Here is a 13,867-nt window from a genome sequence, read left to right as displayed (position 1 = left end):
GGACCGGCCATGGCGCTCACGCTCTACGTCGACACCGCGCGCTGGCGGGCACACCACAAGCACGTCCAGGAGCAGTTCCCGGGGCTCGTCCCGGTCTGCAAGGGCAACGGCTACGGCTTCGGCCACGAGCGGCTGGCGGAAGAGGCCACGCGGCTGGGCTCGGACGTCCTCGCCGTGGGCACGACGTACGAGGCGGCCCGGATCAAGGACTGGTTCGGCGGCGATCTGCTCGTGCTGACGCCGTTCCGGCGTGGCGAGGAGCCGGTGCCGCTGCCGGACCGCGTCATCCGGTCGGTGTCGTCCGTGGACGGCGTCTACGGGCTCGTCGGTGCCCGTGTAGTCATCGAGGTGATGTCCTCGATGAAACGGCACGGGGTGAGCGAGCAGGACCTGCCGCAGCTGCACCAGGCCATAGAGAATGTCCGCCTGGAGGGTTTCGCCATCCACCTCCCGCTCGACCGCACCGACGGCTCGGACGCCGTCGAGGAGGTCATCGGCTGGATGGACCGGCTGCGCGCGGCCCGGCTGCCGCTGCACACGATGTTCGTCAGCCACCTCAAGGCGGAGGAGCTGGCCCGTCTGCAGCAGCAGTTCCCGCAGACCCGCTTCCGGGCCCGCATCGGCACCCGGTTGTGGCTGGGGGACCACGAGGCGACCGAGTACCGCGGGGCGGTCCTGGACGTCACGCGGGTCGCCAAGGGCGAGCGCTTCGGCTACCGGCAGCAGAAGGCGGCCTCCGACGGCTTCCTGGTCGTCGTGGCGGGCGGAACGTCCCACGGGGTGGGTCTGGAGGCCCCCAAGGCCCTGCACGGCGTCATGCCGCGCGCCAAGGGCGTCGCGCGGGCCGGCCTCGCCACGGTGAACCGGAATCTCTCGCCGTTCGTCTGGGCGGGCAAGCAGCGCTGGTTCGCCGAGCCGCCCCATATGCAGGTCTCCATCCTGTTCGTCCCCTCGGACGCCACCGAGCCGAGGGTGGGCGACGAACTGGTGGCCCATCTGCGGCACACCACCACCCAGTTCGACCGGATCGTCGACTGCTGACCCCGGGCCCGACAGCACCAAGGCCGTACACGGAAGCCCGTGTACGGCCTTGTGCATGACGGCCCCGGCGCCTGTTCGCTCAGAGCGAACCGTCCTTCAGGGGTGCCACGCCCTGGCTGCCCCACTCCACGTGCGGCCCCTCGAAGGCCGCCGCGTGCCGCGGCGGATGGGCCGCGGCCCCCAGCACGAAGGCGTCCTCCGCTCCGTCCAGCACACCGCCGGACGGGTCGTCGTCACCGGCCCGGCGCACCATGTCCCGTTCCGGCATGAGGATGTCCCGCACGACGACGGCGCACAGATACAGCGTCCCCAGCAGATGGACGGCGATGGCCACCTGGTACCCGTCCGACGGCAGACCCTTGTGAGCGTCTCCACTGCTCGTGTACGCGAGGTACATCCAGATCCCCAGGAAGTACCCCACCTCGCAGGCCTGCCAGATCAGGAAGTCCCGCCAGCGCGGCCGGGCCAGCGCGGCGAGGGGGACCAGCCACAGCACGTACTGCGGCGAGTAGACCTTGTTGGTGAGGATGAACACCGCGACGATCAGGAACGCGAGCTGCGCGAAACGCGGGCGGCGCGGAGCTGTCAGCGTGATGGCCGCGATGCCGGCGCAGGCGGCCACCATCATGACCATCGCCCAGGCGTTGGCCGTGTCCGCGGGGATGTCGATGTTCAGCCAGCGCGAGACGAACAGGAAGACCGATCCGAAGTCGACCCCGCGCTCCTTGCTGAAACTGTAGAACTTCGACCAGCCCTGCGGCGCGAGGAACATCACCGGCACGTTGACCACGAGCCACGCCCCCACGGCGCCCAGCACCGCGGTCGAGAACTCCCGCCACTTGCCGGCCCGCCAGCACAGCAGGAGGAGCGGTCCGAGCACCAGGAACGGATAGAACTTGGCGGCCGTGGCGAGCCCCACGAGGATGCCGAAGGCCAGGGCGCGGCCGCGTGACCACATCAGCATCGCGGCGGCCAGCAGGGCCACGGCGAGCAGATCCCAGTTGATGGTCGCCGTCAGCGCGAAGGCGGGCGCGAGGGCGACCAGAAGGCCGTCCCAGGGCCGCCGACGGTGGATCCGGGCGGTGCACACCGCGATGGCCACGGCACACACCAGGAGCATCCCGGCGTTGACCATCCAGTAGATCTGCTCCCGGGACTGGATCTCGCCGCTGCTCGGCGTCAGCCAGGAGGCGACCTCCATGAACACACCGGTGAGCACCGGGTACTCGAGGTAGTTCATGTCGCCGGGGAGCTTGTCGAAGTAGGGCACGAGCCCATCGGCGAAGCCCCGGCCCTGGTAGAGGTGCGGGATGTCCGAGTAGCACGCGTGGGTGTACTGGGAGCTGGCACCGAAGAACCAGCCGCTGTCGTAGCAGGGCAGCTTCTGGACCATACCGAGGGCGAACAGGCCGATCGCGACGAGCGCCACGACCCGTACGGGAGTCCACCAGGACGTCCCGAGCAGTGCGCGCCGCCCGATGGGGCCGCCGATCAGCTCGCTCCCGGCCGCGGCGACCTCGTCCTCCCGGGTCGGCCGCACCACGTCCGGCTCGTGGACGCTCGCTCGCGTCGTCTCTGCACTGGGCATGGGGGTCATCCTGCCGCATGCACCTAGGAAAAAGCCGAGGGCCGCCCCACCTCGCTGGTGGGGCGGCCCCTCTTCGGCCGATGTTTCACGTGAAACAGAGAGTGTCACAGGATGGACGGTCAGTAACGGTCACCCGTTGGGGCCGCTGATGAACCCTCCTCCATTGCCATTGCCCCGGGTGCTTCCTCCGTTCCCGGAGGTCTCCGTCGGGCTCGACGTCACTCCACCCGTGCTGCCGGCATCGGTACCGCCGTTGGCGCCGCCGTTGCCGTTGGCTCCACCGTTGTCGTTGCCACAGTTCCAGCCGAAGGCACCGCAGGTGTCGCTGGGCGACGGCGGGGGAGAGATGAGCGTCTCACTCGGCGTCTCACTCGGCGTCGGGCTCGGTGTGCTGCTCGGCGTGGGCGTGGCGCTCACACTCGGGCTCGGGGTGTCGTTCACGATCTCACCGATGGGCTCCGGCGTCGGGAAGTTCTTCACCGGCTGGCCCTTGAGCGCCTGCATCATGTAGTCGTGCCAGATCTCGGCCGGGAACGAAGCGCCGTGGATCTTCTTCTGGCCGCCTGTTCCGTACATCTTGAGGAACTCGCGGGACTTGTTGTTCTCATTGTCGTCCAGCCGGAACATGCCGATCGAGGTCGACAACTGCGGGGTGTACCCGACGAACCAGGCGGACTTGTTGTAGTCGGTCGTACCGGTCTTGCCCGCGACCTCGCGGCCGGGCAGTTGCGCAGCGGTACCGGTGCCCTTGTCGACCACGGTCCTCAGGACGTCGGTCACGTTGTCGGCGACCTTCGAGGTGAAGGCGTCCTTGGGCTTGGCCTGGTGCTCGAAGACCGTGCCGTCCTTGCTCGTGACCTTCTTGACCGAGTACGGGTCGTTCTGCTGACCGCTGGCCGCGAAGGTGGCGTAGGCACCGGCCATACGGATGGCGCTGGGGTCGGAGGTGCCGATCGAGAACGAGGGGAAGTTGGCGCTCGCGAGGCTGGACTTGAGGATGCCCGCGTCCAGGGCCGCCTCCTTGACCTTGTCCAGACCGACATCCATGCCGAGCTGGACGTAGGCGGAGTTGACCGAGAGCCGCATCGCCTCACGAAGGTCGATCTTGTAGTCCGGCGGGCTGCCCACCGACTCGCCGCCATCGTTGGTCTGCAGCCACTCCTCGCCCTTCTCGTTCTTCCAGACGGTGTGGTTGTACTCCTGGATCTTCAGCTTGTTCTGACCGCTGTAGAGGCTCTTGGGCGAGACGATCGTGCGCTCGTCCTGGGCCTGCGACTCACCGAGGTCCGGGTTGCGCTTGCCCCAGGACATCGCCGCCGCCAGCACGAACGGCTTGAAGGTCGAACCCACCTGCGCACCGGTCTGGTCCGCGTTGTTGGTGAAGTGCTTGGTCGCGTCCTCACCGCCGTAGATCGCCTTGATGGCACCGGTGGTGGGATCCACGGAAGCCCCGCCGAACTGGACGAACTTGTCCGTGTTCGGGCGCAGCTTGGGCTTGATGTTGGCCTTCTGGACGTTCTTGACGGCGGTCTCGAGCTGTTGGACCTTGTCCTTGTCGAACGTCGTGTAGATCGAGTAACCGCCCCGCTGCAGATCGCTCTCGCTGATCTTCGTGTTGTGGACCAGGTACGCCTTGGCGAGGTCGACCAGATAGCCGATCTGACCGCTCAGCCGGCTGTTCGACCGCGGATTCTCGACCTTGGGCAGCTTGGTGTACTTGGCCCGTACCTCGGCACTCAGATGGCCGTACTGGACCATCTTGTTGAGGGTGTCCTGCATCTGGGCCTCGGCCCGCTTGGCGTTCGCCTGCGGAGTGGCGCTCGGGTCGAGGGACGTCGCACCCGCCGGGTCGTAGTACGTGGCGCCCTTGAGCATCGCTGCCAGGAAGGCGCACTCGCCCGGGTCCAGATGGGTGGCGTCCTTGTTGAAGTACGCCCGCGAGGCTGCCTGAAGTCCGTAGGCGCCCCGCCCGTAGTAGGCGGAGTTCAGATAGCCCGCCATGATCTGGTCCTTGGGGACGTTGGCCCCCACCTTGATCGCGACGAAGATCTCCTTGAACTTACGGGAGATCGTCTGCGACTGGTCGTCCAGCATCGCGTTCTTGACGTACTGCTGGGTGATGGTGGAGCCACCCTGCGTCTGGCCGCCCCTGGCCATGTTGAAGACGGCACGCGCGATGCCCTTGGGGTCGACGCCGCTGTCCGTCTCGAAGGTCTTGTTCTCCTGCGAGATGACGGCGTACCGCATCTCCCTGGGGATCTGCGCGTAGTTGATGATCTGGCGGTTGATCTCACCGCCGGTGGCCACCATCTGGCTGCCGTCGGCCCAGTAGAAGACGTTGTTCTGGGCTGTCGACGTCTTGGCCACGTCCGGAACGCTCACCAGCGCGTAGCCGACTCCCGCGACCGCCACCAGGCTCCCTATGAAGCCGATGAACAGGCCCGTGACCAGCTTCCACGAGGGCACCCAGCGCGCGGCGCCGTACTTGCCGGCGCGTGGGTAGTCGATGAGGCGTTTCCTGTCGGGTGGGGTGTTTCGTCCTCTGCCCCGGCCGGGACCGGCCCCACCGGGACCGCGCCCCGGGCCGTCGGGCCCTCGGCGTCGGCCGCCACCATTTCTCTGGGCCGCCCGCCGGGCCTCGGCACGGCTGCCGTACGGGCGCTCCTCACCTCCCGTTCCATAGGAATCGGAAGGGGACCCGGTGGCGCCTCGCGGTGCCGCACGGCGGCCGGAGGGCGCCGATTGGCCGCGTCGGGCCGCGGCACGTCCGCCTCCCTGCGGCTGCGGCGGTTTGCGACGGTGCTCGCTCATCGAACGATTACTCCTCGGGCAGGCGCATCCACGCGCGCCTGGAAACGGCGGCTGGTTTCCGGTCCCCCCGAAGTACGGATGCGGTCGTTTGTGCATTCACCCGTACTGCACCAGGGACAAGGACGTCCCCGGGCGTCACTCGGTTCCCGGCGGTGTGCATGCCGCACAGACTACGCACCGCCAAAACCGACCGAGCCCAGAAGTTCACCCCAAATCAGGCAACTTGCATCCGACGAATCGGTGATGTGACCCCGTTCACCCTGCCCCCTCTTGTCGCACCCGGAGGGGCGTTCTATCGTGCTGATGTATCGAGTCGATACATCAGCACGGCATAAAGACCGCGCGGACGAGACAGCGGCAGAGAGGAGGCGCACATGAGCCGGCGTTCCGGGATCCTTGAGTTCGCCGTCCTCGGCCTGCTCCGCGAGTCCCCGATGCACGGCTACGAGCTGCGCAAACGACTCAATACGTCACTGGGTGTATTCCGTGCGTTCAGCTACGGGACGCTCTACCCGTGCCTCAAGACGCTGGTCGCCAACGGCTGGTTGATCGAGGAGACGGGCGGTACCGCCGACGATCCCCACGCCGCTCCGCTCGCGGGGCGTCGCGCCAAGATCGTCTACCGGCTCACGGCCGAAGGTAAGGAGCACTTCGAGGAGCTGCTCACGCAGACGGGCCCCGACGTCTACGAGGACGAGCACTTCGCCGCTCGCTTCGCCTTCTTCGGGCAGACGTCCCGCGACGTGCGCATGCGCGTGCTCGAGGGCCGCCGCAGCCGGCTGGAGGAACGCCTGGAGAAGATGCGGGCCTCCCTGGCGCGTACCCGGGAGCGCCTCGACGACTACACCCTCGAGCTCCAGCGCCACGGGATGGAGTCCGTGGAGCGCGAAGTGCGCTGGCTGAACGAGCTCATCGAGAGCGAGCGGGCCGGACGGGTCAGGGGTTCCACCGCCGACGGGTCCGCTCACGGCAGCACAACATCTGGAGAGACGGGCGGCCTGCCCCGGCACCGGGACAGCACCCGGCCGGATCCGTCCGACGACACCACCACGTGAGGTCCAGTCGGGGCTTCACCTCGCACACACAGGGAGCAACCGGAATGGGTTCGGTTCGCGTAGCCATCGTCGGCGTGGGCAACTGCGCCGCATCGCTGGTGCAGGGCGTCGAGTACTACAAGGACGCCGACCCGGCGTCCAAGGTCCCGGGCCTGATGCACGTCCAGTTCGGCGACTACCACGTCCGTGACGTCGAGTTCGTCGCCGCGTTCGACGTGGACGCCAAGAAGGTCGGTCTCGACCTCGCGGACGCCATCGGCGCCTCGGAGAACAACACCATCAAGATCTGCGACGTCCCCTCCACCGGCGTGACGGTCCAGCGCGGCCACACCCTCGACGGCCTCGGCAAGTACTACCGCGCCACCATCGAGGAGTCCGCCGAGGAGCCGGTCGACATCGTCCAGATCCTCAAGGACAAGCAGGTCGACGTCCTGGTCTGCTACCTGCCCGTCGGCTCCGAGGCCGCGGCGAAGTTCTACGCCCAGTGCGCCATCGACGCCAAGGTCGCCTTCGTCAACGCCCTTCCGGTATTCATCGCCGGCACCAAGGAGTGGGCCGACAAGTTCACCGAGGCGGGCGTCCCGATCGTCGGTGACGACATCAAGTCGCAGGTCGGCGCCACCATCACGCACCGCGTCATGGCGAAGCTGTTCGAGGACCGGGGTGTCGTCCTGGACCGCACGATGCAGCTGAACGTCGGCGGCAACATGGACTTCAAGAACATGCTCGAGCGCGAGCGCCTGGAGTCCAAGAAGATCTCCAAGACGCAGGCCGTCACCTCCCAGATCCCCGACCGGGACCTCGGCGAGAAGAACGTCCACATCGGCCCGTCCGACTACGTGGCCTGGCTGGACGACCGCAAGTGGGCCTACGTCCGCCTTGAGGGCCGTGCCTTCGGCGACGTCCCTCTGAACCTCGAGTACAAGCTCGAGGTCTGGGACTCCCCGAACTCCGCGGGTGTCATCATCGACGCCCTGCGCGCCGCGAAGATCGCCAAGGACCGCGGCATCGGCGGCCCGATCCTGTCGGCGTCCTCGTACTTCATGAAGTCCCCGCCGGTCCAGTACTTCGACGACGAGGCACGCGAGAACGTCGAGAAGTTCATCAACGGCGAGGTCGAGCGCTAAGACGCCCGTTCGCCTACGAACGGTGCGGGGTCCCCGGGCCAGGTGCCCGGGGACCCTGCGCGTATGTGAGGCTGGGCCCCATGTCCGTCGTGCGCGACCTGAGCGTCCTCCTGCGCTTCCAGGGCTTCCGACGCCTGCTCGCCGTGCGGCTGCTCTCCCAGGGGGCCGACGGTGTCTACCAGGTCGCACTCGCCGCCTATGTCGTCTTCTCCCCGGAGAAGCAGACCTCGGCCGCGGCCATCGCCTCCACGATGGCGGTACTCCTCCTTCCGTACTCCCTCGTCGGCCCGTTCGCGGGAGTCCTGCTGGACCGCTGGCGGCGGCGTCAGGTCTTCCTCTACGGCAATCTGCTGCGCACCCTGCTGGCCTGCGGGACAGCCGTGCTGATGCTGGCTCACGTCCCTGACTGGCTCTTCTACGCCTCCGCGCTCTGTGTCACCGCGGTCAACCGCTTCGTTCTCGCGGGACTGTCGGCCTCGCTGCCGCACGTGGTCGACGGCGAGCGCCTCGTGATGGCCAACTCGCTCTCCCCGACGGCCGGCACCCTCGCCGCGACCGCGGGCGGCGGACTCGCTCTCCTGGTGCGCCTGGTGGCCGCGGGATCCGACGCCGCGGTGGTCGTGCTGGGCGCGGCCCTGTATCTGGGATCGGCCCTCGTCTCGCTCAGCCTGGCACCGGACCAGTTGGGGCCCGACCGGACCGCGGTGCCACCACGGCTGGGCACAGCGCTGGCCGGCACTCTGCGCGCCCTGGTGGCGGGCGTACGTCATCTGGCCGAGCCCCTGCGCCGGGAGGCCGCCTGGGCGCTCACCGCGATGACGCTGATGCGGTTCTGCTACGGCGCACTGCTGGTCCTGCTGCTCATGCTGTGCCGCTACGCCCTGGCCTCGGATCCGGCCCACGGGCTCGCCCTGCTGGGGATGGCGCTGGCGATGTCCGGTGCCGGATTCTTCGCCGCGGCCGTGGTGACACCGTGGGCGGCGGGACGGCTCGGTCCCGGCCGCTGGATCGTCGTGTGCGCCGCGGCAGCCGCGGTGCTGGAGCCCGCGCTCGGCCTTCCGTTCGCCACCGGCCCCCTGCTGGTCGCGGCCTTCGTCCTGGGGCTGATCACCCAGGGCGCCAAGATCTCCACGGACACGATCGTCCAGTCGGCGGTCGAGGACGCCTTCCGAGGCCGGATCTTCTCGGTGTACGACGTGCTCTTCAACGCCGCCTTCGTCGGCGCGGCCGGACTCGCCGCTCTGATGCTGCCTCCTGACGGCCGCTCAGCCGCCCTGGTGGTCACGGTCGCCGTGATCTACGCAGCAGTTGCTGTGGCTATGTCCCGCTTCGAACGCCAGTAAGTGTCACATCAAGGCCACGGAACCCCTCTGAGCTTCAAGGTTGTCAGTGGGTGCCGGTAACTTACGTGCGTCTTACTTTCACGCATGACGCATTCACGTTCGAGGGGGACCCCCATAGTGACCACTCCGCCGCCGCCCCAGGGCACGAACCCGTACGCCCAGCAGCCTCCGGCGCCCATGGGACAGCAGGCCGGTCAGCCCGGAGTTCCGCCGCAGCAGGGCGGCTACCCCGGAGCCCCGCAGGCCCCCTACGCCCCGTTCCCGGACCAGGGAGCCCCCGCTCCGATGCCGCCGCAGCCGACTCCCGGCAAGCATGCCGGCAAGAAGGCGCTGCGGATCGTCGGGACCGTCATCGTTGCCATCCTCCTCCTGGCCGTGAAGTTCGGCATCGGCTGGTGGAGCAGCCAGACGGACGCGGAGACCACGTCGGTGGGCTCCTGCATGCACAACGACGGGACGAACTCCAAGGCAGACCTGAATCAGGTCGACTGCTCCTCCAGCGAGGCCCAGTACAAGGTCGTCCAGAAGTTTGACGACACCACCGATGACAGCAAGTGCGAGGCCGTCAAGGACGCGACGATCTCCTACGTCCAGTACGGCAACGGCCACGATGTGGTGCTGTGCCTGAAGGACAACAAGTAACACGGCGGTCCACACAGGCCGGAGGGGCGATGTTTCACGTGAAACATCGCCCCTCCGCACATCCGGGGGCATGTTTCACGTGAAACATGCCCCTCCTTCCATCTCAGGAGCCGCGCTCGGCCCACCACTCCTTGAGTGCCGCCGCTGCGGCGTCGTGCTCCATGGGCCCGTTCTCCAGCCGCAGCTCCAGCAGGAACTTGTACGCCTCACCGACGGTGGGGCCGGGGCGGACACCCAGGATCTCCATGATCTGGTTGCCGTCCAGATCGGGTCGGATCGCGTCCAGCTCCTCCTGCTCCTGGAGCTGGGCGATGCGGTCCTCCAGCCCGTCGTACGCGCGGGAGAGCGCCGCCGCCTTCCGCTTGTTGCGGGTGGTGCAGTCGGACCGGGTGAGCTTGTGGAGACGCTCAAGGAGCGGGCCCGCGTCACGGACGTACCGGCGCACTGCGGAGTCGGTCCACTCTCCGGTGCCGTAGCCATGGAAGCGCAGATGGAGCTCGACCAGCCGGGAGACGTCCTTCACCAGGTCGTTCGGGTACTTGAGCGCCGTCATTCGCTTCTTGGTCATCTTGGCGCCCACCACCTCGTGATGATGGAAGGAGACACGACCGTCCTTCTCGAAGCGCCGCGTCCTCGGCTTGCCGATGTCATGCAACAGAGCGGCGAGCCGCAGGGTCAGGTCCGGGCCCTCGCTCTCGAGCGCCATGGCCTGTTCCAGGACGATCAGCGTGTGGTCGTAGACGTCCTTGTGCCGGTGGTGCTCATCGCGCTCCAGCCGCAGCGCGGGCAGCTCCGGCAGAACATGGTCGGCGAGGCCCGTCTCGGCGAGGAGCCTCAGCCCGCTCCGCGGCTGCGCGGACAGGAGCAGCTTGTTCAGCTCGTCCCGCACGCGTTCGGCGGACACGATCTCGATGCGCCCGGCCATCTCCTTCATCGCCGTGACGACCTCGGGAGCGACCTCGAAGTCCAGCTGGGCCGCGAACCGGGCGGCCCGCATCATCCGCAGCGGATCGTCGGAGAAGGACTCCTCCGGCGTGCCCGGTGTACGCAGCACCCGCGAAGCGAGGTCGCCGAGTCCATGATGGGGATCGATGAACTCCTTCTCGGGCAGCGCGACGGCCATGGCGTTCACCGTGAAGTCACGGCGGACCAGGTCCTGCTCGATCGAGTCGCCGTACGAGACCTCCGGCTTGCGCGAGGTCCGGTCGTACGCCTCGGACCGGTAGGTCGTCACCTCGATCTCAAAGCGCTGTACCGCGTCGCCGACGCGGGCTTCCTTCTGGGCGCCGACCGTTCCGAAGGCGATACCGACGTCCCAGGTGGCATCCGCCCACGGCCGCACGATCTTCAGCACGTCCTCCGGGCGGGCGTCGGTCGTGAAGTCGAGATCGTTACCGAGCCGGCCGAGGAGGGCATCCCGCACCGAGCCGCCGACCAGGGCGAGCGAGAACCCGGCCTCCTGGAAGCGGCGGGCGAGGTCGTCGGCGACAGGGGACACCCGCAGCAGTTCGCTCACCGCGCGGTGCTGCACCTGGCTCAGGGCACTGGGATTGTCTTCGTTGGCGTTCGGCACAACAGAAAAGGGTACGTGCCCCGGGCGAGCGGAGGCGCCTCCATTAAACGTCCACGAGCTTTAGCGTAACCATGCATAAACGCCCTGTGCGGATCCCCTGGTCGATACGCCTTTATATAGGACAGCCCTCCCTCGTTCCTGATCTTGGGAGGCGGACCGCGGCACTTCCCCTCCGCGCGCATCGTTACCATGCCTGGACGCACATTCCGACGACCACTGACGACGACGAGGGACGGGCGAGCGCGTGGCCGAGGCGGCAGACTTCCAGGGGATGAGTCCCTCACCTGCCCGCCGGTGGCTCCGGCGCACCGGAGCACTGCTCATGGGTGCGCCCCTGCTGGCGGGCCTGCTACAGCTGCCCGCCGGGCCGGCGGCACACGCCGCAGAGAAGAGCGCCCCGGTGGCAGCGAGCGGTTCCGGCACGGTCAGTGTCTCCCTCGACGCGGTCACCCCCAGCGCTCCGAGCGACGGCGACACCCTGACCGTCTCCGGCACGGTCACCAACAACGGCAAGCAGACGGTCACGGACGCGCATGTGGGTCTGTGGGTCGGCCCGTCCCTGAACAGCCGCGGGGCGATCGACAGCGCCGCCCGGCGCACCGGCTACGCCCCTGGCCTCGACGGCACCGAACTCGGCGGCAAGTACGTCGAGGACTTCGACAAGATCACCCCCGGGGGGCGGCAGGACTTCAGCCTCTCCGTGCCCGTCAAGGAGCTCGACCTGGGCTCCGACGGGGTCTACCAGCTCGGCGTCTCGCTCTCCGGACAGACCTCCGCGCAGCCGTACGAGCAGGTCCTCGGCATCCAGCGGACGTTCCTGCCCTGGCAGCCGGACGGCGCGGACGCCAAGACGAAGACGACGTACCTCTGGCCGCTGATCTCCTCCGTCCACATGACCGCGGAGACCCTTCCCAACCAGCAGCAGACCCCCGTCTTCCGTAACGACGAACTGGCCAAGGAAATCGCTCCGGGCGGCCGCCTCTCCCAGCTCCTGTCGCTGGGCAGGGGCCTGGACGTCACCTGGGTGATCGATCCCGACCTGCTCGCGTCCGTGGACGCCATGGCGGGCAGCTACAGCGTCAAGGGCAGCGGCGACTCGGTCACGGCGGGCAAGAACCAGGCGGTCGCCAAGCAGTGGCTCGCCGAGCTCGAGCAGGCGGTCCAGGACAAGGAGGTCGTCGCCCTCCCGTTCGCCGACCCCGACCTCGCCTCGCTCGCGCACGACGGCAAGAACGTCACCGGCTCCCTGAGCCATCTCAAGGACGCCACGGATGTGGCCGGGAGCACCGTGGAGACCATCCTCCACGTGAAACCCGAGACCGACTTCGCCTGGCCCGTGGAGGGCGCGATCGACCCCTCGATCGTCAAGGTCGCCACCTCCGCCGGCGCCGACAACATCATCGCCCGCAGCGACAGCCTCCAGGAGACCGGCGGCCTGGACTACACCCCGACCTCGGCGCGCCCCATCGGGGGTGGCACCACGGCGGTGGTCGCGGACGCCGGTCTGTCGACGGCGTTCGAGGACGACATGTCCCCGGCCGGCGCCTCCACACTGGCGGTGCAGAGGTTCCTGGCCCAGAGCCTGATGACCAACCTGGAGGAGCCGCAGAAGCAGCGCAGCATCGTGGTCGCCCCGCAGCGGATGCCGTCCGCGAGCCAGGCTCAGGCGATGGCGCAGGCCCTGAAGACCCTCCAGAGCAGCAACTGGTCGCAGTCCGCCGGGCTGTCCGCGGCCGCCGACGCCAAGCCGGACCCGCAGGCCACGACGCACGTGCCGTCCACCTCCCGCTACCCCTCGTCGCTGCGCCGAGAGCAGCTACCACAGGCGGCGTTCCAGGAGATCGAGGACACGCAGGACAAACTCGACAACTTCAAGGTGATCCTCACCGACCGCGATCGGGTCGTCACCCCCTTCGGGCGGGCCATAGACCGCGCCATGTCCACCTCCTGGCGAGGGCACCCCATCAAGGCCGCGGACTTCCGCCTGGACGTGGGGTCGTATCTCGACGGGCTCACCGACCAGGTCCGGCTGATCCAGAAGTCGGAGACCAAGCTCTCGGGGCGCAGCGCCACGATCCCTGTGACGGTGCAGAACAACCTCATGCAAGGGGTCGACCATCTGGTGCTGCGGCTCACCTCGCAGCAGCCGACGCGTCTCAAGATCGGCAACGGCCCCTACTCGGAGCAGCCCATCAGCGTCTCCGGCGGGCACAGCCAGTCCGTGAAGTTCACCACCACGGCCAACGCCAACGGCCGGGCCACCGTGGTCGCCCAGCTCTTCACCGAGGACGGCCAGGCGTACGGCCCCGCCGTCACCTTCGACGTGAACGTCACCGAGATCACGCCCACGGTGATGCTGGTCATCGCGGGCGGTGTCCTGCTGCTCGTCCTCGCCGGATTCCGCATGTACACCCAGCGCAAGCGCCTGGCCGCACGACAGGCCCAGGAGGAGCAGAGCGACCCGGACGCCACCGCGTCGGAGGGGGGTCTGAACGACTCGGCCGACGGCACCGTAGACACTGAAGACACCGAAGGCCCCGCGACGGGACCCGAACAGGAGTCGGACGCGGAGCACGGGGCAGACGACCCGGAGCAGCCGAGTGACCCGGCACCGGACACCGACCCCGAAAGCGCCGACCCGTCCAGCACGGGTGAGAGAGTGGACCGTTGAGCGACGTCGTGGCCGG

The 13,867-nt window shown here is 68.3% G+C and carries 9 protein-coding genes; 6 read left to right on the top strand and 3 right to left on the bottom strand.

Going from position 1 to position 13,867, the window contains the following annotated elements; genetic code table 11:
* Nucleotides 1-9 precede the first annotated feature (9 nt).
* Nucleotides 10-1,041 (top strand): alanine racemase, encoded by a 1,032-nt coding sequence (locus AB0L95_RS07430; RefSeq protein WP_365158347.1) that lies wholly within the window; start codon nt 10-12, stop codon nt 1,039-1,041.
* Nucleotides 1,042-1,120: 79 nt separating this feature from the next.
* Here the strand turns inward: AB0L95_RS07430 and AB0L95_RS07425 are convergent, their stop codons facing one another.
* Both AB0L95_RS07425 and AB0L95_RS07420 read right to left on the bottom strand, forming a co-directional pair.
* Nucleotides 1,121-2,629 (bottom strand): glycosyltransferase 87 family protein, encoded by a 1,509-nt coding sequence (locus AB0L95_RS07425; protein WP_365158344.1) that lies wholly within the window; start codon nt 2,627-2,629, stop codon nt 1,121-1,123.
* Between the two features lie 129 nt (nt 2,630-2,758).
* The gene (locus tag AB0L95_RS07420; protein ID WP_365158341.1) at nt 2,759-5,440 is read right to left on the bottom strand and encodes a transglycosylase domain-containing protein; all 2,682 of its coding nucleotides are present in this window, start codon (nt 5,438-5,440) and stop codon (nt 2,759-2,761) included.
* Nucleotides 5,441-5,814: 374 nt separating this feature from the next.
* Between AB0L95_RS07420 and AB0L95_RS07415 the strand changes: the two genes are divergently transcribed.
* The 4 genes from AB0L95_RS07415 (at nt 5,815) to AB0L95_RS07400 (ending at nt 9,607) form a co-directional block, all read left to right on the top strand.
* Entirely contained in the window at nt 5,815-6,495 is a 681-nt protein-coding gene (locus AB0L95_RS07415; protein WP_365158338.1) for a helix-turn-helix transcriptional regulator, read from the top strand.
* Nucleotides 6,496-6,539: 44 nt separating this feature from the next.
* Nucleotides 6,540-7,622, top strand: a complete 1,083-nt coding sequence (locus AB0L95_RS07410) for an inositol-3-phosphate synthase (RefSeq protein ID WP_365158335.1) — start codon at nt 6,540-6,542, stop codon at nt 7,620-7,622.
* A gap of 80 nt (nt 7,623-7,702) precedes the next feature.
* Nucleotides 7,703-8,965: an MFS transporter gene (locus AB0L95_RS07405; protein WP_365158332.1), complete on the top strand. Its 1,263-nt coding sequence runs from the start codon at nt 7,703-7,705 to the stop codon at nt 8,963-8,965.
* A 117-nt stretch (nt 8,966-9,082) separates the two neighbouring features.
* On the top strand, nt 9,083-9,607 hold the full coding sequence (locus tag AB0L95_RS07400; protein ID WP_365158329.1) for a hypothetical protein: 525 nt from the start codon (nt 9,083-9,085) through the stop codon (nt 9,605-9,607).
* A 103-nt stretch (nt 9,608-9,710) separates the two neighbouring features.
* Here the strand turns inward: AB0L95_RS07400 and AB0L95_RS07395 are convergent, their stop codons facing one another.
* Nucleotides 9,711-11,180 (bottom strand): CCA tRNA nucleotidyltransferase, encoded by a 1,470-nt coding sequence (locus AB0L95_RS07395; protein ID WP_365158326.1) that lies wholly within the window; start codon nt 11,178-11,180, stop codon nt 9,711-9,713.
* 244 nt (nt 11,181-11,424) lie between these two features.
* On the opposite strand from AB0L95_RS07395, the gene AB0L95_RS07390 reads away from it, so the two are divergent.
* Nucleotides 11,425-13,851, top strand: a complete 2,427-nt coding sequence (locus AB0L95_RS07390; RefSeq protein ID WP_365158323.1) for a DUF6049 family protein — start codon at nt 11,425-11,427, stop codon at nt 13,849-13,851.
* The last annotated feature ends 16 nt before the right edge of the window (nt 13,852-13,867 follow it).

This window comes from Streptomyces sp. NPDC052036 (genome assembly GCF_040680495.1).
Taxonomy (GTDB): domain Bacteria; phylum Actinomycetota; class Actinomycetes; order Streptomycetales; family Streptomycetaceae; genus Streptomyces.
Note: the sequence above shows the minus strand (reverse complement) of the source record. Positions and strands in the feature narration are given on the sequence as shown.